This is a genomic window from Mycobacterium sp. RTGN4 (assembly GCF_033804635.1).
Classification (GTDB): Bacteria; Actinomycetota; Actinomycetes; order Mycobacteriales; family Mycobacteriaceae; genus Mycobacterium.
Map to the genome: position 1 here is coordinate 14,113 of NZ_JAPZLB010000022.1, position 18,925 is coordinate 33,037.

Annotated in this window: 16 protein-coding genes; 5 read left to right on the top strand and 11 right to left on the bottom strand. The window is 66.4% G+C overall.

What is annotated here, in order from left to right:
- Positions 1–4: 4 nt before the first annotated feature.
- Together SLQ30_RS30975 and SLQ30_RS30980 are read right to left on the bottom strand one after the other, a co-directional pair.
- Positions 5–1,750 carry a protein kinase domain-containing protein gene (locus tag SLQ30_RS30975; protein ID WP_319450937.1) on the bottom strand — a complete coding sequence of 582 codons (1,746 nt, stop codon included), beginning with the start codon at positions 1,748–1,750 and terminating at the stop codon, positions 5–7.
- Between the two features lie 53 nt (positions 1,751–1,803).
- The gene (locus SLQ30_RS30980; RefSeq protein WP_319450938.1) at positions 1,804–2,412 is read right to left on the bottom strand and encodes a DsbA family protein; all 609 of its coding nucleotides are present in this window, start codon (positions 2,410–2,412) and stop codon (positions 1,804–1,806) included.
- A gap of 114 nt (positions 2,413–2,526) precedes the next feature.
- Between SLQ30_RS30980 and pepN the strand changes: the two genes are divergently transcribed.
- The 3 genes from pepN to SLQ30_RS30995 all read left to right on the top strand — a co-directional run bounded on the left by pepN (position 2,527) and on the right by SLQ30_RS30995 (position 5,979).
- The gene (gene pepN / locus SLQ30_RS30985; RefSeq protein WP_319450939.1) at positions 2,527–5,097 is read left to right on the top strand and encodes an aminopeptidase N; all 2,571 of its coding nucleotides are present in this window, start codon (positions 2,527–2,529) and stop codon (positions 5,095–5,097) included.
- Positions 5,098–5,234: 137 nt separating this feature from the next.
- The gene (locus SLQ30_RS30990; RefSeq protein ID WP_319450940.1) at positions 5,235–5,633 is read left to right on the top strand and encodes an HNH endonuclease; all 399 of its coding nucleotides are present in this window, start codon (positions 5,235–5,237) and stop codon (positions 5,631–5,633) included.
- Positions 5,634–5,838: 205 nt separating this feature from the next.
- On the top strand, positions 5,839–5,979 hold the full coding sequence (locus tag SLQ30_RS30995) for a hypothetical protein (protein WP_319450941.1): 141 nt from the start codon (positions 5,839–5,841) through the stop codon (positions 5,977–5,979).
- A 61-nt stretch (positions 5,980–6,040) separates the two neighbouring features.
- Here SLQ30_RS30995 and SLQ30_RS31000 read toward each other — a convergent pair whose 3' ends face one another.
- The 4 genes from SLQ30_RS31000 to SLQ30_RS31015 are packed head-to-tail and all read right to left on the bottom strand — an operon-like array spanning position 6,041 to position 8,208.
- Entirely contained in the window at positions 6,041–6,811 is a 771-nt protein-coding gene (locus SLQ30_RS31000; RefSeq protein WP_319450942.1) for a hypothetical protein, read from the bottom strand.
- 23 nt (positions 6,812–6,834) lie between these two features.
- A complete protein-coding gene (locus SLQ30_RS31005; protein ID WP_319450943.1) occupies positions 6,835–7,302 on the bottom strand; it encodes a DUF5130 domain-containing protein in 468 nt (155 codons plus the stop codon).
- Positions 7,289–7,519, bottom strand: a complete 231-nt coding sequence (locus SLQ30_RS31010) for a hypothetical protein (RefSeq protein WP_319450944.1) — start codon at positions 7,517–7,519, stop codon at positions 7,289–7,291. Before SLQ30_RS31010 ends, SLQ30_RS31005 begins: the two co-directional genes overlap by 14 nt.
- Before the next feature lie 26 nt (positions 7,520–7,545).
- Positions 7,546–8,208: an HNH endonuclease gene (locus SLQ30_RS31015; RefSeq protein ID WP_319450945.1), complete on the bottom strand. Its 663-nt coding sequence runs from the start codon at positions 8,206–8,208 to the stop codon at positions 7,546–7,548.
- Positions 8,209–8,360: 152 nt separating this feature from the next.
- On the opposite strand from SLQ30_RS31015, the gene SLQ30_RS31020 reads away from it, so the two are divergent.
- Both SLQ30_RS31020 and SLQ30_RS31025 read left to right on the top strand, forming a co-directional pair.
- Positions 8,361–8,756, top strand: coding sequence for a globin (locus tag SLQ30_RS31020; protein ID WP_319450946.1), 396 nt, complete (start codon positions 8,361–8,363; stop codon positions 8,754–8,756).
- Between the two features lie 45 nt (positions 8,757–8,801).
- Complete coding sequence (locus tag SLQ30_RS31025) at positions 8,802–10,364, top strand: glycoside hydrolase family 13 protein (protein WP_319450947.1); 1,563 nt, start codon at positions 8,802–8,804, stop codon at positions 10,362–10,364.
- Positions 10,365–10,528: 164 nt separating this feature from the next.
- On the opposite strand, the gene SLQ30_RS31030 is transcribed toward SLQ30_RS31025, so the two are convergent.
- The 5 genes from SLQ30_RS31030 to ssb form a co-directional block, all read right to left on the bottom strand.
- Complete coding sequence (locus tag SLQ30_RS31030; RefSeq protein ID WP_319450948.1) at positions 10,529–11,212, bottom strand: hypothetical protein; 684 nt, start codon at positions 11,210–11,212, stop codon at positions 10,529–10,531.
- Positions 11,209–11,622 (bottom strand): thioesterase family protein, encoded by a 414-nt coding sequence (locus SLQ30_RS31035; RefSeq protein ID WP_319450949.1) that lies wholly within the window; start codon positions 11,620–11,622, stop codon positions 11,209–11,211. Before SLQ30_RS31035 ends, SLQ30_RS31030 begins: the two co-directional genes overlap by 4 nt.
- Positions 11,619–16,490: an NAD-glutamate dehydrogenase gene (locus tag SLQ30_RS31040; protein ID WP_319450950.1), complete on the bottom strand. Its 4,872-nt coding sequence runs from the start codon at positions 16,488–16,490 to the stop codon at positions 11,619–11,621. Before SLQ30_RS31040 ends, SLQ30_RS31035 begins: the two co-directional genes overlap by 4 nt.
- Before the next feature lie 94 nt (positions 16,491–16,584).
- Positions 16,585–18,258: an energy-dependent translational throttle protein EttA gene (gene ettA / locus SLQ30_RS31045; protein WP_319450951.1), complete on the bottom strand. Its 1,674-nt coding sequence runs from the start codon at positions 18,256–18,258 to the stop codon at positions 16,585–16,587.
- A 95-nt stretch (positions 18,259–18,353) separates the two neighbouring features.
- Positions 18,354–18,818: a single-stranded DNA-binding protein gene (ssb, locus tag SLQ30_RS31050; protein ID WP_319450952.1), complete on the bottom strand. Its 465-nt coding sequence runs from the start codon at positions 18,816–18,818 to the stop codon at positions 18,354–18,356.
- Positions 18,819–18,925: the final 107 nt, after the last annotated feature.

Here is an 18,925-nt window from a genome sequence, read left to right on the forward strand (position 1 = left end):
GACCTCAGGGTGGATAGATCCGGGCGTCCGTATCGATGGCTGCGATCATGCGATCCAGGATCGGCCGGTACTCCGGCGCCGAATTCAAATTGAACTGGAGCACGTAGAACCCGTGCTTCCAGTTCAGGATCACTGTCTTCTGGGTGACGGCCGTGCGCTTCCCGTTCGAATCCCACTGGCCGGAGAGTTCGAACTCGGGATAGCCGAGGAGCTTGGTGACCTTGCCGGGATTGTCCGGGACCCACCCGGGCAGGTTGTACAGCTCGCCCGAGGCCGCCGAGAAGACCTTCTCGGGGTCGACGTTCCCGACCAGCTTCGAGATGATCACGATCACGTAGGGCCGCGAATTCGGGGCGTCCGCGCCCTCGTAGAGCAGCGTTTGATAGGCGAAGTTCGGTGACTCCGAGCCGGCGTCGCGCCAGCCGTCCGGGATCGGAGTCACGATCGTCGGAGCCGTGGTGTCCCCGCGGTGCTGGCTCTGTTCCTCGATGCCGCTCTGCTGGATGTAGCTCTGGATCGTCTGGTAGTTGCCGGGCGTTCCGACGAGCGTGGGCATGGGGAACGCCGTCGGCGTCGCGCTGGTGGTGGAACTTGGACGGCCAGACGTGGTCGCCGGCCTCAGCGTGGCGGTCGACGAGTCGTCCGCGGCACTATCTCCGCCGCCGACGTTCAGTGCAACGATCACCCCGGTCGCAACCAGCACGACCGCCGCTACTCCGGCGACGACGGCCATCCACCGGCGCGACTTGCGAGGTGGCGGGGCGAACGCCATCTGGTTGTGGACCAACCCAGGCGGCGGTCCGGGCCCGGCGGGCACCCACGCCACGGTCTGCGCACCGGGGTGCGGAGCTGGCACTCCCCGAGGAGGTGGCGGCGGCCAGCCGGGACGCTGGTCCCGCCGAGCGTTGACGACCGCGGCCTGCTGGGCGAACGCCTGCGCGAACTCGCTGCACGTGGGGAACCGGTCGCGCGGATCCTTGGCCATCGCCTTCATGATCACCGGATCCAGCGGCGCCAACTCCGCGCGGCGCTCGCTCACCCGTGGTGGCGGCGCGTGGAGGTGCTGGCTGATGACGGCCACCTGGTTCGACTCCCGATACGGCGGATCACCCGTCAGCAGCCGAAATGCGGTGGCGGCCAACGCATATTGGTCCGAACGTCCATCGACGCGATGGCCCATCAACTGCTCGGGCGCGGAGTAGGCCACCGTGCCGATCGTGTGATTGGTGGCCGTCAGCCCGCTGACCTCCCCGATCAGGCGGGCAATTCCGAAATCGCTCAACAGGATTCGGCGTTCGACGCCCTGCCCGTCGGAGAGCAGGAGGTTGGCCGGCTTGATGTCGCGGTGCATGAGCCCACGCTGGTGGGCGTAGTCGAGCGCCGATCCGACGGCTCTGACGATCGCGGCCACCTGGTCGAGCGGCAGACCGTGCGGGTAGCGCTCCTTGAGCAACTGCGCGGCGTCGGTGCCCTCGACGTAGTCCATCGTGATCCACAGCCGACCCTCGAACTCGCCGCGATCGTGCAACCCCACGATGTGTGGGTGCCACAACGATGCGGCCAACTCGGCTTCGCGGTTGAACCGCGTACGGAAGTCCGGGTTGGCCGTAGCAGATTCGCGCAGCACCTTCAGCGCGTCGTGACGGGGCAGCCGGGGATGGTCGACGAGGTAGACCTCGCCCATTCCCCCCGAGCCAAGCAAGCGCCGCACGGTGTAACCGGCGAACGTCGCTCCGTTCTGCAACGGCATGGGCGAATCCTACCGAGGCCCGGCGAGCGGCAAGCTCGCCGAGCCATCGGTGCTCAATCGAACTCGGGAGCCTCGCCACGCGTGCGCTTGAGCTCGAAGAAGTGCGGGTACGCGGCGAAGGTCACCGACGCGTCCCACAGCTTGCCCGCCTCCTCGCCACGCGGAATACGCGACAGCACTGGGCCGAAGAACGCCACGCCGTTGACGTGGATGGTGGGCGTTCCGACGTCGTCGCCGACGGCGTCCATGCCCTCGTGGTGGCTCTTGCGCAGGGCCTCGTCGAACTTGTCGCTGGTGGCCGCCTCGGCCAACTCGGCGGGCAACCCGACCTCCTCGAGCGACTTCCTGATGACGTCGTCGAAGTCCTTGTTGCCGTTGTTGTGGATCTCGGTGCCCATTGCGGTGTACAGCGGGCGCAGGATCTCCGGACCCTTGGCCTGCTCGGCGGCGGTGACCACGCGCACCGGACCCCAGGCCTTCTTCATCATCTCTTGGTACTGCTCGGGCAAGTCGCGGCCCTCGTTGAGCACCGCGAGGCTCATAACGTGGAATTCGACGTCGATGTCGCGCACCTTCTCGACCTCGAGAATCCAGCGCGAGGTGATCCAACACCACGGGCAGAGCGGGTCGAACCAGAATCCGGCGGTGTCCTTCTGAGCCATGTGAACAGATCCTTCCAGGTCGGTGCGGGCAGAGCTCCGTCCAGCACAACTATGCACGCCCGACCAATGTTCCCGACCTCCGTCTAAGGTTGGACCCCGGCTAAAGTTTCTTGGGTGGCACTTCCCAACCTGACTCGCGACGAGGCCGCCGAACGGGCCGCACTCGTCACCGTTGACTCCTACCGCATCGTGCTCGACCTGACCGACGGGAACGGAGCGCCCAGCGCGGATGCCTTCCGGTCGTCGACGACCGTCGAGTTCTCGGCACTTGACGGAGCGGACACCGTCATCGACATCGCCGCCCGCTCGATTCACAGCGCGACGCTCAACAGCGTCGAACTCGACGTCTCGGGGTACGACGAATCGACCGGCATCCCGCTGACCGGGCTGGCCGAGCGCAACGTGCTCGTCGTGGACGCCGACTGCCTGTACTCCAACACCGGTGAGGGACTGCACCGCTTCGTCGATCCCGTCGACGACGAGGTCTACCTGTACTCGCAGTTCGAAACCGCCGACGCCAAGCGGATGTTCGCGTGTTTCGACCAGCCCGACCTGAAGGCGACCTTCGACGTCACCGTGACTGCGCCCGCACACTGGCAGGTGATCTCCAACGGCGCCACCACGTCCGTCGAGAACGGCGTGCACACGTTCGCGACCACCCCGCGAATGAGCACCTACCTCGTCGCGCTCATCGCCGGTGCGTATGCGCGCTGGGACGACGTGTACAGCGACGAGCACGGCGACATTCCGCTGGGCATCTTCTGCCGCGCTTCGCTCGGCGAGTTCATGGACGCCGAGCGACTGTTCACCGAGACCAAGCAGGGTTTCGGCTTCTATCACCAGAACTTCGGCGTGCCATACGCATTCGGCAAGTACGACCAGCTATTCGTGCCAGAGTTCAACGCGGGCGCCATGGAGAACGCCGGCGCCGTGACCTTCCTCGAGGACTACGTCTTCCGCAGCAAGGTGACGCGCTACAGCTACGAGCGGCGCGCCGAGACGGTGCTGCACGAGATGGCGCACATGTGGTTCGGCGACCTGGTCACCATGACGTGGTGGGACGACCTGTGGCTCAACGAGTCCTTCGCGACGTTCGCCTCCGTGCTGTGCCAGGCCGACGCCACGGAGTACAAGCAGGCGTGGACGACGTTCGCCAACGTCGAGAAGTCCTGGGCCTACCGGCAGGACCAGCTGCCGTCGACGCATCCCGTCGCCGCCGACATCCCCGACCTGGCCGCCGTCGAGGTGAACTTCGACGGCATCACCTACGCCAAGGGCGCCAGCGTGCTCAAGCAGTTGGTCGCGTATGTAGGCGTCGAACCCTTTCTTGCGGGGCTGCGTTCATACTTCCGCGACCATGCGTTTGCCAACGCGACGTTCGGTGATTTGCTTGGCGCACTGGAGAAGTCGTCGGGTCGTGACCTGTCGCACTGGGGTCGGCAGTGGCTCAAGACCACCGGCCTGAACACCTTGCGCGCCGACTTCGACGTCGACGCCAACGGAGCGTTCACCCGGTTTTCGATCACGCAGGGTGGCGCCGCTCCCGGTGCAGGCGAGACCCGGGTGCACCGGCTGGCCGTTGGCATCTACGACGACGACGGCACGGGCAAGTTGGTGCGCACTCACCGCGAGGAACTCGACGTCGAGGGCGAGCGTACCGATGTCCCTGCGCTGCAGGGCATTTCGCGTGGAAAGTTCATCCTCGTCAACGACGATGATCTGACGTATTGCTCGCTGCGGCTCGACCCTGACTCACTGAGCACCGTGTTGACCCGCATCGCCGACATCGCCGAGCCGCTCCCCCGCACGCTGGCGTGGTCGGCCGCATGGGAGATGACCCGCGACGCCGAACTCAGGGCCCGCGACTTCGTCGCGCTGGTCATCAGCGGCGTGCATGCCGAGTCGGAGGTCGGGGTAGCGCAACGCCTGCTCTTGCAGGCGCAGACCGCGCTGAACGCGTACGCCGATCCGCAGTGGGCGGTCGAGAAGGGCTGGCCGGCCTTCGGCGATGCGCTACTGGACCTAGCGCGCGAGTCCGCCCCTGGTTCGGACCATCAGCTGGCGTTCGTCAATGCGTTGTGCACTTCCGTGCTGTCCTCGAACCACATCGCGGTGCTGTCAACGTTGCTCGACAACGAACCCGCGGCCGTGAACCTCGCCGGGCTGGTGATCGACACCGATCTGCGCTGGCGGATCGTGACCGCGCTGGCCGCCAGCGGAAACCTCGACGCCGACGGAGCGGAGACACCGTTCATCGACGCCGAGGCTCAGCAGGACCCGACGGCGGCGGGCAAGCGCCACGCCGCAGCGGCCTCGGCGGCCCGGCCGCAGGCCGTGGTCAAGGACGCGGCGTGGCAACAGGTCATCGAAGACGACACGATCGCCAACATCACCACGCGCTCGATCGTGACCGGCTTCGTTCAGCCCGGCCAGGCCGCGCTGCTGGCCCCTTTCACCGCCAAGTACTTCGCCGCCATCGCAGGTGTGTGGGAGCGGCGGTCCAGCGAGGTCGCGCAGACCGTGGTCATCGGGCTCTACCCGTCGTCTGACGTCAGCCAGTCCGGTTTGGACGCAGCGGATGAGTTCCTGGCCGGAGAGCTTCCGCCCGCGTTGCGACGGCTGGTGATCGAGGGCCGCGCCGGCGTCGAGCGCGCGCTGCGGGCCCGAGCCTTCGACATCGCCTAAAGATTGCGCCGACGGGTTGACGGGTTTCGGGGTCTTCCCTTTGCGCCGCGCCTCCAGGTTTCGCGAGTCCTACACCAGTGTCGTAGTTGCGCAGTTATCCACAGCTCTGGGGTAGAACTCGCGAAACCCGACGGAGGATGACGGGTTTCGGGGCCGCGGTCGCATACGCTCGCGCAGTGGCGGCCACCAACACTCGCCGGGCGCGCGCGGCCCGTAAGCGCAAGCGGCGCGTCGCGGCCGTCGTGAACGACCTCACCCCTGCGCAGTGGGCGGCCATCAAGGCGGCCTGGATCGGTTGCGCGTACTGCAGCGCGACCGACGTGCCACTACAGCGCGATTGCGTCATGGCGATCTCCCGCGGCGGCCGCTACACCGTCGACAACGTGGTGCCCGCGTGCGCGGCGTGCAATGCGAGCAAGTGCAATGACGAGGTGACGGGTTGGCTGCGCCGGAAGCGCCTCGACGAGCGCAGCTTCCTGGAGCGTTACGTGCGGATCCGGGCGGAGCTCTTGGCACTCCACGCGAGCGAGAGCTAGCAAACAAAATCTGTGGCTCAGGTCACACCCCAGTGGAGGTTGTCAATCGGGCTGGGGTGACCACAATCACGCACGTCAAAGTTGATTAACGTGGAATTAACATGGACGATTAGAGAGTTCTTATGGACGGGTGATCCCCGGCCCAGAGGATGACTAGCACACATGACGCCCCGACGATCCGGGGCACGAAGTAGGAGTTGAGAAAATGTCCCTCGCGCAGTTTCGCGCAGATCTGACGCGCTCGATCAATCGGCGCCGCCTCTACGCGCGGATCAACGCTCTCCCGGACTCGACGGTCCGTGAGGAGCTCATTGCCATCGCGCAGCGGCACGACGCCGAGCGCTAAGAAGCGACTTCCAAGAAGCCGGTGACCCCCAAGCGGTCACCGGCTTTGTCGTTTCCTGGCCTCAGTCGGTCGGAAACTGCTCGTCGTACACACGCTTGAGCGCCCTGCCATCGGTGAGCTCGCCCCGCTCGTCGGGGTTGCGCCAGTAGTAGCGCGCCATCCAGTACAGGGTTTGGCCGCCTGGCGTGTAGCTGTCCGCGGCGTTGATCGCGAGCACCGAGCCGTCTGTCATGGTGAACACGACCGGTTTGATCTTGCGGTCCGAGCGCGTGCGCGCGGGCGGCGGTGCACTGGTCACGTCGGCGACGTCGGCCCACATGCCGCCGAACTCCTTGCCGCTCTCGTAGACCCGAAAACCCTTGGGGGTCAACCGAACCTGCCCCATCGTGCGGCTACGGTATCCCTTGATCATGGTGATGGCGCCAATCAATGCGAGCACTGCGGCGACGACCAGCGGTGCGTTCCCCTTGCGGGTATGTGGCGGGACGATCGCGCCCGTGAAGTAGAAGATCAGGAAGAGCGTCGCCGTCGGGATCATCACGATCGCCGTTGCGAGCATGATCATCCCGACCATCTGGTCGATGAAGACGTACGTGCCGACGTCGTCGAAGTCGCCGCTGGGCTCGACCAATCCGGCCTTGGTGACCGTCACGGCCAGCGTGAAGCCCAACAACACCAGTAGCACGCCGACTGCGACTAACGACGAGGCGTACTGACCGTTCACCAGGCTGGCGACGAGCCACCACAGCGTCGTCCCGAAGAACATCGGCACCATGACGGCAGCGGACACCACGATCAGCACCCGGGGACGCCAGCCGTCAGGCTTGGGCAACCGGCCCGACACGGTCAGTCAGGTCAGGCTGGCGAAACGCCTGCGCTCAGCACCCGCACGGCGCTGACGAGGCCGTCCAAGAGGTCGCCCTCCTGAAACGATGCGGCCGCGGCGGACACCCCGAGCGGCGCAGCCTCTTCGATGCCGCGGCCCTTGACCTCGCTGCCGTACACCACCTCGATGGCCTTCTGGTTCGGCGAGACCGCCAACAACACCGCGTTGTCGGGAGTCGGCACGCTGGCCAGGATTTCGCGCGCCCGCGCTGCCGTGTCCTCGCCGAGGTCGCCGAGGTAGACGGCGAAGCGAGCCTTGGCGCCACGCGACCCGTACTTCAGGGCGTCGTCGAGAATCACGAGCTGCTTGGTCGTGAACGGATAGTGCACCGACAGTTCACCGGGCTCGGTGACCCCAGAAATCCGGCCGCTGACCGTACGGGCGAAGCCGACCGGCAGGACCTCCTGGCTGAAGGTCGCGATGTCACCACTTGCCACTTGCGCCACCTCCCACCGTTACGTGCGAATCGTGTCCGCCGTGACCGTGATCGGCGGGTTCGTCGGCCGCCCACAGGATCGGGGCGTGCGTCCACTCCTCCGACAACTTGTAGGTCGCCGGGTGCGGACCCTTGTGCCTGAAGATCAAGACCGCCAGTACCAACAGCACCAGCAGCGGAACCCCGCCGAGGAGCGAATGGGTCAGTGCAATGCTCACGCCGCAAACCGTATCGCAGTTCGCACTCAGGCCGCGCCCTCACCCAGATATCGCATCCAGGCGGGGTCGAGTTCCTTGACCGACGACAGCAGCCGCCAGTGCTGCCCCTTGGGCGGCAGCGGCACCGAGCGCAGCGTCCAGCCCAGTTCGGCGAGCATCCGATCGGCCTTGCGGTGATTACACGTCGCGCATGCGGCCACGCAGTTCTCCCACGAATGTTCGCCGCCGCGACTGCGCGGCACCACGTGATCGACGGTGTCGGCCTTGGACCCGCAGTAGGCGCAGCGGAACCGGTCTCGATGCATCAGGGCGGCCCGCGTCATCGGAATGCGCGCCCGGTACGGCACCCGTACGTACGACCGCAGCCGAATGACGGTGGGCACCGTGATCGCGCGGCTCTCCGAACAGACCTCGGGCGCGGACGGGTCGGCGTGTACGACGTCGGCCTTGCCACAGAGCACCATGACCACCGCGCGACGGGCAGACAGCGCCGTCAGGGGTTCGTAGGTGGAATTCAGCAGCAATACCCGGCGACGTCCCCAGCGCCCGCCCTCATGGCTGGTTTGACGGCCGTCGACGCCGTGCAGGGGCAGCGTGTGCGCAGCAGCGGCCGGGGGTCCAGCCAGGCCGGTCAGGCCCGTCGCTGTCCCAAGACTCCGGTGGCTACGAGTCCTTCTTCGCTGCGACATACGTCCTCCGAGGAGACAGTCCACCATGGATTGCCAGCCTCCGCACGACAATTTTGGACGTGTTCGCAGGTCAGTCCGATGAACTTCCGGTGACGCCGGCTCGGGTTGCCGCCGCCCGGCGGGCCGGATCGGCGGCGGGAGACAATGGGACCGTGACGGACGTTGTGCGGTCGTTCTACGACGAAGTCGGTGGTGGCGAGACGTTCCGGGCCATCGTGTCGAAGTTCTACGAGCAGGTCCGGGAGGACGAGATCCTGCGCCCGCTGTATCCCGACGACGATCTTGACGGCGCCGAGGAGCGGTTGCGGATGTTCCTCGAGCAGTACTGGGGCGGACCCCGCACTTACTCCGACCAGCGCGGTCATCCGCGGTTGCGGATGCGTCACGCGCTGTTCAAGGTCGGCCCAATCGAGCGGGACGCCTGGTTGCGCTGCATGCACATCGCGGTCGGCGAGATCGACGCCAGGACCCTCGACGACGCCCACCGCAAGGCCCTGCTGGACTACCTCGAGATGGCCGCTCACTCAATGGTCAACTCACCGTTCTGAGCCGTGCACTGACGTTCGCTCCCCCCTGCGGCACAATTGGCGAACGTGACCGAACGCACGTGGTGGTCCAACGCCGTTTTCTACCAGGCCTATCCGCGGTCGTTTCGCGATAGCAACGCCGACGGCGTCGGCGACCTGGATGGCGTGACCGACAACCTCGACTACCTAGCGCAATTGGGCGTCGACGCGCTCTGGCTGAATCCGGTGATGGTGTCCCCCATGGCCGACCACGGTTACGACGTGTCCGACCCGCGTGACGTCGACCCACTGTTCGGCGGAATCGACGCGCTCGACCGCCTGGTCGAGGCAGCCCACGCCCGCGACATCAAGGTCACGATGGACCTGGTGCCCAACCACACCAGCTCCCAGCACCCCTGGTTCCAGGCCGCACTGGCGGCCGGCCCCGGCACCAGACAGCGCGAGTACTACGTCTTCCGCGACGGCAGCGGGCTGCTCGGGCTTCATCCGCCCAACAACTGGGTGTCGGTGTTCGGCGGCCCGGCGTGGACGCGCGTCGTCGAACCGGACGGCAACCCGGGCCAGTGGTACCTGCACCTGTTCGACTCTGAGCAGCCCGATTTGAACTGGGAACACCCAGAGGTCTTCGACGACCTGGAGAAGACGCTGCGGTTCTGGCTCGATCGAGGCGTCGACGGGTTCCGCATCGACGTCGCGCACGGCATGGCCAAACCACCCGGCCTGCCGGACATGAAGAATCCAGACCTCCCGATGCTGACCCTCGACGACGACGATCCGCGGTTCAACCACGACGGCGTGCACGAGATTCACCGCGGCATCCGCAGGGTGCTCAACGACTACCCGGACGCCGTCACCATCGGCGAGATCTGGGTGTTCGACAACGGCGACTTCGCCAAGTATTTACGCCCCGACGAGCTTCACCTCGGGTTCAACTTCCGGTTGGTACGCGCCAAGTTCGACGCGGCCGACATCCAGGCGGCCATCAAGAATTCGCTAGTCGCAGCGGATCTCGCGGGATCGGCTCCGACGTGGTGCTTGTCCAATCACGACGTCGAGCGCGAGGTCAGCCGCTACGGCGGTGGCGCACTCGGACTGGCGCGCGCCAAGGCCATGGCGCTGGTGATGTTGGCGCTGCCAGGTGCCGTGTTCGTCTATAACGGCGAAGAACTCGGGTTGCCGAACGTCGACCTGCCCGACGAGGTGCTGCAGGACCCGACGTGGGAACGGTCGGGGCACGTGGAGCGCGGGCGCGATGGGTGCCGGGTGCCGATGCCGTGGTTGGGTGACACTCCGCCGTTCGGCTTCTCCGACAGTGCCGACACCTGGTTGCCGATGCCGTCGGAATGGGCGACGTTGACGGTCCAGGCCGAAGACGACGACCCCGACTCGACGTTGTCGCTGTTTCGTCGGGCCATCGAGATACGGTACCGCAGAGCGGATTTCAGCGACTTGACATTGGAATTCCTGGACGGTGCCCCGGACGTCGTGACGTTCCGCTGCGGCGACGGTCTGGTGTGCGTGCTCAACGCGGGTACGACGTCGGTAGTGCTGCCCGACGGGGAACTATTGATCGCCAGCGCCCTGGTCGACGGAGAGCTTGCCGGCAATTCGGCGGCCTGGCTGCGGTAGCGCGGCTTGGTGCAGGCCCCGACGGGGTTCTCGAGTTTGCCCCACAGTTTCGGAGACGCCGTTCGAGTTGCCCACCTTGGAGCGACAATCAGGCGGGCCACTGGAGTTGTCGCTCAAAGGTGGGCAACTCGATGTCCACCTCCGGGGCCGCCCTGACGTAGGCGCTACAACAACTTCAGCGTGGCGTGCCCGCGGCGGCGGTAAACGGTTCCGAAGCGCGCGTCGATGCGCAACCAGCTTGGCACTACCCGAACCCGCACTACCTCGTCGGGAGCCACCGACTCTGGCGCGAACGCATCGCCCCAACTAGTCGACTGCGGCAGGAAACCCATTGCCGTCAAGGCGAACACGCACCGCATCGGGATTCCGACGGTCTCGCCACCGGAACTGACGGCCACGACCTCCTGATCGAGCAGCGACGCGGGCGGACCGTGGGCGCTGCTGTGCTCCTTCGCCAATGCGACGCCACGCTGGGCGAGGTCGAGCACCGCCCGCGCGGGCACGTCGTCCAAGTGCACGAACCCCGACTCGGGTGGCAGCAACCCGCGCCATGCCGAGTCCATGGCAAACCCAGGTTCGACGAAGCCCGAGCGGTCCATCTCGGGCAGTGCCCGCGCCAACGCGTCGGCGCCTGCGCAAAGGTCGGTGGGTTTGACACGGCCACCGACCACCCGGCTGGCCAATACGTCGAAACCTGTTGGCACCCAGGCAACGACGTGGCCCCCGGCCCGCTCCTTGAGTCTTATCACCGCCGACTCGTCGAGCCGCAACGCGCGGTCGACGAAGGTGACGAGGTCTTCACGGTGGACAGCATCATCGAGCCAGAGCCCGCGTTCGGGTGCGCTCATCGCTTGTAACGCTCGAGGTACTCCCGATGATGCGGTGCCAACCGAACCAAGCGCTGATCCTCGATGTGGAACGCGGCCAGCTGTGATTCCGCGATGACGGCCGGCTTGGAGTCCGGATCGGCCAGCGCGGAACGGACTTCGTAGCCCAGCGTGAAGTCGACCGCCCGCAATCGGTTGCACCAGATCGTCACTTGCAGAGGCGAATCCGCGAGCCGTAGCTGACCCTTGTAGGTCACCTTGACCTCGGCGATCAACAGCCCGATGGTAGCGAAGTCGTCGGCGAACGGCTTGGTGAGGAACGGTACGCGGGCCTCCTCCAGGATCGTCACCATCGTCCCGTGATTGACGTGCTGGTACATGTCGATGTCCGACCATCGCACCGGCACCGGCGTGGTGTAGCGCTCCGTCAAGCCGTCGACCCCGTTCCGCTCGTCCGCGTCATGCTGCGAATCTGGCGCGCCGCCACCGAAAGCGTCGCAAGATCGCGCTCGCCGTCCTCATAGATCTCGCTGAGCGTCTTGCGCGCCCGCGCCACCCGCGAGCTGTTCGTGAGTTCCCACTCCTCGATCTTCTGCTCGCCGGTCTCGTCCGGTTCGCCGACGGCCATCACGTCGAAGCACAGCGCCCGCAGCGAACCGTAGATGTCGTCGCGAATCGCTAAGCGCGCCAATGAATGCCAGCGATCGTCGCGCGGCAGCTGGCTCACCGCGGTCAGCAGTCCATCGGTGCCGAGGTGATCCATCAGCGCGAAGTGCACGTCGGCCACCTCGGCGGCATCACGCTCGATGATGTCGGAGATGTCGATGATGTCGAGCAGGCTGTACTGGTAGAGCCCGGTGGCCACCGAACTCGCAAGTTCGGCGGAGACGCCCTCGGCTTCCATCTCGGCGGACTGCTTGGCAACGATGTCGCGGTCGTCGCCACGCAGCCACTCCGACATACGCGGCGTCAGCGCTGCCAGCTTGGCGGCGAACCGATTGACCTCTGCGCCAACGGCCAGCGGCTGGGGGCGGTAGTTGAGCAGCCACCGGCCCGCCCGGTCGATGAGCCGACGTAGGTCCAGCGTCATCCGGTCGGTAACGGTCACCGGGACACCCGCGTCGCCGGCCGCCCTGATCTGACGCCACACCTCGCCGACCCGGAAGATCTCGTCGGTGGCCACGTAACTGCGGACCGCGTCGACGGGGCTTACCCCCACGTCCTCTGTGATACGAAACGCGTACGAGATTCCTGCGGTGTCGACCAGATCGTTGACCAACATGGTGGTGATGATCTCGCGGCGCAGCTGGTGACTACGGATCTCCGGACCGAAGCGCGCACACAACTGTTCGGGGAAGTAGTCGGGCAGGCGGGCGGCGAACACCTCCTGGTCGGGCAGCTCGCTGGCGAGCAGGTTGTCCTTCAACGTCAGCTTCACGTGCGCCATCAACGTCGCGAGCTCCGGCGACGTCAACCCCAGTCCCACCTCCGTGCGCCGGGCGATCTCCTTCTCCGACGGCAGCGCCTCGAGTTCGCGGTTCAAGTCCTGCTCGGCGACTAGATGTCGAATCTGGCTGGCGTGCACCGGAAGCAGGCTCGCCGCGTTGATTCGGCTGGTGCCCATCAGATCGTTCTGGCTGGCGTTGTCAGCGAGCACCAGCCTGCCGACCTCGTCGGTCATCGACATCAGGAGTTCCGTGCGTTCATCGGCCGCCACCTTGCCTGCGACGACGAGCGAATCGACGAGGATCTTGATGTTGACCTCGTGATCGGAGCAGTCCACACCAGCGGAGTTGTCCATCGCGTCGGTGTTGACGTGGCCGCCGGCGAGGTCGAACTCGATGCGCCCACGCTGTGTCACTCCGAGGTTGCCGCCCTCACCGATCACCTTGGCGCGCAACTGGTTCCCGTTCACCCGGATGGCGTCGTTGGCCCTGTCGCCGACGTCGGCGTCCGACTCGGCTTCCGCCTTCACGTACGTTCCGATGCCGCCGTTCCAGAACAGGTCGACGGGCGCCAGCAGGATCGCCTTCATCAGTGCAGGCGGCGTCATCTCCTCGACGTCAGCGGGCAGGCCCAGCGCGGTGCGGACCTCCGCAGTGATCGGGATCGACTTCTGTTCCCTGGAGTAGATGCCGCCGCCCGCGCTGATCAGCGAACGGTCGTAGTCGTCCCAACTCGACCGCGGCAGGTCGAACATGCGCTGGCGCTCGACCCACGAACTCGCGGCACCGGGGTTGGGATCGAGGAAGATGTGGCGGTGGTCGAACGCGGCCACCAGCCGAATGTGCTTGGACAGCAACATGCCATTGCCGAACACGTCACCGCTCATGTCTCCGACCCCGACGACGGCGAAGTCCTCGGTTTGCGTGTCGACGCCCATCTCGCGGAAGTGACGCTTTACCGACTCCCACGCGCCCTTCGCGGTGATGCCCATCGCCTTGTGGTCGTATCCGACGGACCCACCGGAGGCGAACGCGTCGCCCAACCAGAAGCCGTACGACTTGGCGACCTCGTTGGCGATGTCGGAGAAGGTGGCGGTGCCCTTGTCCGCGGCGACCACGAGGTAGGCATCGTCGCCGTCGCGGCGCACCACGCCAGGAGGGACGATGACGGCGCCGGTCGTCGTGTCGACGTTGTCGGTGATGTCAAGCAGCCCGGCGATGAACAGGCGGTAGCACGCGACGCCCTCGTTGCGAAGCGCGTCGCGGTCGGCCGCGGCGTCGCCGGTGGGAATCGGCGCGTTCTTCAGCACGAATCCGCCCTTGGCACCGACGGGCACGATGACGGCGTTCTTGACCGCCTGCGCCTTGACCAGGCCGAGGATTTCGGTGCGGAAGTCCTCCTTGCGGTCCGACCACCTCAGCCCGCCGCGGGCGACGTTGCCGAACCTCAGGTGCACGCCCTCCACCCGCGGCGAGTACACGAAGATCTCGTAGCGCGGCCGAGGCAAGGGCAGTTCGTCGATCAGGCCCGGATTCAGCTTGATCGACAGCACGTTCTGCGCCCGCGCGGAGTCGGTGCCGGTGATGAAGTAGTTGGTGCGCAGGGTGGCCTGAATCATCGACGCGAATGCGCGCAGCACGCGGTCGGTGTCGAGACTGGTGAGGGCGTCGATGTCCTTGGCGACGGCGACCGCCGCAGCCTGAGCATCGGGCCGGGTATCGGACTCCGATGGATCGAAGAGCGCCTCGAACAGGTTCACCAGCGAGCGCGCAGTGTGCGCGTTGCCGTTGACGACCGTTTCGATGTGGGACTGGCTGTACGGAAAACCTGCCTGCCGCAGGTACTTTGCGTAGCTACGCAGCACCGTGACCTGCTGCCACGTCAGGCCGGCGCGCAGCACCAACTCGTTGAAGCGGTCGACCTCGGCGCGGCCCTGCCAGATCGCCGTCACCGCGTCAGCGAAGCGGGTGGCGTTGGCGGCGAACTCGCCGGCGTCCGCGGCGACCGGAATGGACGGATGCACGGCGATCTTGAACTGGTAGATCCACACCGGCAGGCCGTCGGCGCGCGTCACGGTGAACGGGCGTTCCTCGAGCACGTCGACGCCCATCGACTGGAGCATGGGCAACAGGTGGCTTAGCGAGGCGGACCGTCCGCCCAGGTACCAGGTCAGCTGCGGCGAACCGGCCTGCTCGCCCTCGGCGAACACCAGCTTGACCGAATCATCTTGCAGCCCTTCGATGATCGCGATGTCGTCGATGGCCTGGTGCGGAGTGAACGCCTGTTGGTACACCTCGGGGAAGGCGGCCGAATAGTGCTCGGCCTCGGGCCTGCCGATCAACCCCGCCTTGACCGAGCCGAGCAGCCTGTCGCCCCACGTGCGCGCCGCCTCGGTCAGCAGTCCTTGGATCCTGGTCTCGTTCTCGAGCGACGCGTCGACATTCCCAGGTCCGGAACCACCGGGCAGCCGCACAGTGAAATGCACTACCGCCCATGGTGATTCACTGACACGAGCTGTGTACTCGATGCTTTCACCGCCGAGTTCGCGGACCAGGATGTCCTGCATCTCCAGGCGCACCACGGTGGTGTACCGGTCACGCGGGAGATACACCAGACACGACACGAAGTGGGCCAGCTGATCGACCCTCAGGAACAGCAAGGTGCGGCGTCGCGAACCGAGCTCGACGACGGCCTTGGCCATGCTCAGCAATTCACGCGCGCTGAGTGCGAAGAGCTCCGAACGCGGAATGGTCTGGATGATGTCGAGCATCAGCTGGCCAGGGTGACTGGGGTCGCCCTGCGCCAGCAGCATCGCCTCGTGGACGCGACGCGAGATGAGCGGAATTTCAAGCACGTTGGCGTTGGTCGCCGCGACGGTGAACAGCCCGACGAACCGATGCTCGATGGCATGGTCACGGGGGCCACCCTCGCGGACTACCACGATGTACGGATAGGCGCCGTAGCGCAGGAAGCTCGGCATCGTGGCCTGCGCCAGCACCAGCAGATCCTCGGGCTTGGTGAGTTGCGGCAGCACGTCGGTGCGCAGCCGCAGCACGCCCAAGCGGCTGGCCGGATCGACGGACGCCCGGCCGTCGCTCACCGTGCAGCGCTGGTAACCCAGCAGTACGAAGTGCCCGTCGGCGAGCCAGCGCAGTAACGCGGCGACGTCACGGCGGTCGTAGCTCGGGAACCGGCCCTCGAGGTCCGCGTCGAGCCCGTTCGCGAGCCCCACCAGGGTGGCGTTCAGCGCGCCGGAGTCGACGGTCACCTGCCGCGCGTCGGCGAGCACGTTGGGCAGCAGGGCGGCCGCATCGGCGACGGCCTTGGCATTGACCGACGACGCCAACGAGACGTGAATCCAACTCTCTTCGATGCCGGTGTGAGGTGCGTTCGGATCGGTCGTGGGCGCCATCTCCAACAGGTCGCCCGACGGGGCCCGCCGCACGCGGAACACCGGGTTCATGATGGCCGTGTACGCGACGCCGAGGCGGTGCAGCAGGACGGTGACCGAGTCCAACAGCATGCCGCTCTGATCGGTCACCAACTGCAGCGCCGGGCCGATGCCCGAGGGGTCGTCCGCGGCGTACACCGCGACCTTCGTCTCCCCGACCGAGCGGCGGGCGCCAAGGCGACTGTGCGCGGCCAACATCGCAGGTGACACCAACCGGCCGACGGCGGACGGATCGACGGGGGCCGTCACCGCGGAATCCGCTGCGGGGGCGTCGCCGTGTGGTCCCTGATAGGTGGCCAGGTACGCCCTGGACAGTCCGGCAGCATGGTCCTGATTCAGGTTCAGCGCCGTCGTCTCAGCCGATCCGTCGTAACCCTGGCCGCTCCCGGGAATCACTGCCATGCCGATCGCTCCTACCTTGCACCCGCGTACCCACGCTGGCACGCAGGAGCGACACTAGTAGCCCCCCGGGTCGCTCCGCTCCTGCCTCGCCGGATCAGTCGCGCGTCAGCCGCCTGTGCGTCACCCGGTGCGGACGGGCCGCGTCAGCGCCGAGCCGCTCCAGCTTGTTCTCCTCGTAGCCGCCGAAGTTGCCCTCGAACCAGAACCACTTGGCCTCGTTGTCGTCGTCGCCCTCCCACGCCAGGATGTGCGTGCAGGTGCGATCGAGGAACCAGCGGTCGTGCGAGATGACCACGGCACAACCCGGGAACTGCTGAAGGGCGTTCTCGAGTGAGCTGAGCGTCTCGACGTCCAGGTCGTTGGTGGGCTCGTCGAGCAGGATCAGGTTGCCGCCCTCCTTGAGGGTCAGCGCGAGGTTCAGCCGGTTGCGCTCGCCGCCGGACAGCACGCCTGCCGGCTTCTGCTGATCGGGACCCTTGAAGCCGAACGCCGAGACGTAGGCGCGGGACGGGACCTCATTCTGGCCGACCTCGATGTAGTCCAGCCCGTCGGAGACGACCTCCCAGACGTTCTTCTTCGGGTCGATGCCGCCGCGGGTCTGGTCGACGTAGCTGAGCTTGACCGTGTCACCGACCTTGACGATGCCGCTGTCGGGTTCTTCGAGCCCGACGATGGTCTTGAACAGCGTGGTCTTGCCAACGCCGTTGGGGCCGATGACGCCGACGATGCCGTTGCGCGGCAGCGTGAAGGACAGGTCCTTGATGAGGATGCGCCCGTCGAAGCCCTTGTCGAGGTGATCGACCTCGACCACCACGGTGCCGAGCCGCGGACCGGTCGGGATCTGGATCTCCTCGAAGTCGAGCTTCCGCGTCTTCTCCGCCTCGGCGACCATCTCCTCGTACCGACCGAGCCTGGCCTTGTTCTTGGCCTGCCTGGCCTTGGCACCCGAGCGGACCCAGGCCAGTTCCTCGGTCAACCGCTTCTGCAGTTTCTGGTCCTTGCGGCCCTGCAAGGTGAGCCGTTCGGCCTTCTTCTCCAGGTACGTCGAGTAGTTGCCCTCATACGGGTAGGCCCGGCCACGGTCGAGCTCGAGGATCCACTCGGCGACGTTGTCGAGGAAGTACCGGTCGTGGGTGACGGCCAGGATCGCGCCCTTGTAGTCGGCCAGGTGCTTCTCCAGCCACAGCACGCTCTCGGCGTCCAGGTGGTTGGTGGGCTCGTCGAGCAGCAACAGATCGGGTTCGGACAGCAGCAGCTGGCACAGCGCCACGCGGCGCTTCTCGCCGCCGGACAGGTGGGTGACAGGCTCGTCGGGCGGCGGGCAGCGCAGTGCATCCATCGCCTGTTCGAGCTTGCTGTCCAGGTCCCAGGCGTCGGCCGCGTCGAGCTCCTCCTGAAGCTGACCCATCTCCTCCATCAGCTCGTCGGAGTAGTCGGTGGCCATCAACTCGGCGACCTCGTTGTACCGATTCAGCTTCGCCTTGATCGGCACCCCCTCCTCGACGTTCTCGCGGACGGTCTTCTCCTCGTTCAGCTGCGGCTCCTGCATCAGGATGCCGACGCTGGCGCCGGGCGCGATGAACGCGTCGCCGTTGTTGGCCTGGTCGAGCCCGGCCATGATCCGCAAGACGCTCGACTTGCCTGCCCCGTTGGGGCCGACGACGCCGATCTTCGCGCCCGGAAGGAAGCTCAGGGTGACGTCGTCAAGGATCACCTTGTCGCCGTGCGCCTTGCGGACCTTCCGCATCGTGTAGATGAATTCGGCCATGCCGTTGGATGCCTTTCGTGGACTGGTTGGGGCGAGCGAAGCGACGGGGTAGTCGCAATGTCGCCGCGAACCATCCTAGGCGTGGCCCTGCGGCGTCAAGCGGTCAGTGGGAGTCCGTCGTCCTCGCCTTCGGTGTCGGAGTCGGCCAAAACGGCATCGGCCTCGTCCGTCCCGTCCACGTCCTCGGTCGGCTGCTCGTCCGTCATCCGCTTCAGCTTTTCGAGGCGGACCGTGGAACGCGCGAGATTCGGCCCGACTGCGGTGGCCCGCACTTCAGCCGACGAGCGCCGCACGCCTTCGCGGTCGTCGTACTCGCTGGTGTACAGCTGCCCCACCACGATGACGGGGTCCCCCTTGGCCAGCGGAGCCACGCCGCCGACGAGTCGGCCCCAGCAACTGACCGACACGAACAACGAATCGCCCTGCTCCCATGTTCCGTCAGCGGCGCGTCGCCGGGAGTTGCTGGCCACGCGGAACTTGACCACGGACTGCTCGCCGACGCGGCGGTGGACCGGGTCGTTCACGATGTTTCCCACGATGGTGAAGGGTGTCTCGAACATGGGTGATTCCTTTCTGGCTGCGACGACGCGGGTGTCGCCGACGGGTCCATTTACCGGGCGTGGGCTGACACCAGGGCCGACGACCACGGGCCGCGACCGCAGGTTGT

Bases quoted from the DNA above. Each gene is read 5' to 3' on its own strand.
- SLQ30_RS31040 (WP_319450950.1), bottom strand. From the start codon at position 16,490: ATGGCAGTGATTCCCGGGAGCGGCCAGGGTTACGACGGATCGGCTGAG.
- SLQ30_RS31030 (WP_319450948.1), bottom strand. From the start codon at position 11,212: ATGAGCGCACCCGAACGCGGGCTCTGGCTCGATGATGCTGTCCACCGT.
- SLQ30_RS30990 (WP_319450940.1), top strand. From the start codon at position 5,235: ATGACGGGTTTCGGGGCCGCGGTCGCATACGCTCGCGCAGTGGCGGCC.
- SLQ30_RS30980 (WP_319450938.1), bottom strand. From the start codon at position 2,412: ATGGCTCAGAAGGACACCGCCGGATTCTGGTTCGACCCGCTCTGCCCG.
- SLQ30_RS31015 (WP_319450945.1), bottom strand. From the start codon at position 8,208: ATGTCGCAGCGAAGAAGGACTCGTAGCCACCGGAGTCTTGGGACAGCG.
- SLQ30_RS30975 (WP_319450937.1), bottom strand. From the start codon at position 1,750: ATGCCGTTGCAGAACGGAGCGACGTTCGCCGGTTACACCGTGCGGCGC.
- SLQ30_RS30995 (WP_319450941.1), top strand. From the start codon at position 5,839: ATGTCCCTCGCGCAGTTTCGCGCAGATCTGACGCGCTCGATCAATCGG.
- ettA (WP_319450951.1), bottom strand. From the start codon at position 18,258: ATGGCCGAATTCATCTACACGATGCGGAAGGTCCGCAAGGCGCACGGC.
- ssb (WP_319450952.1), bottom strand. From the start codon at position 18,818: ATGTTCGAGACACCCTTCACCATCGTGGGAAACATCGTGAACGACCCG.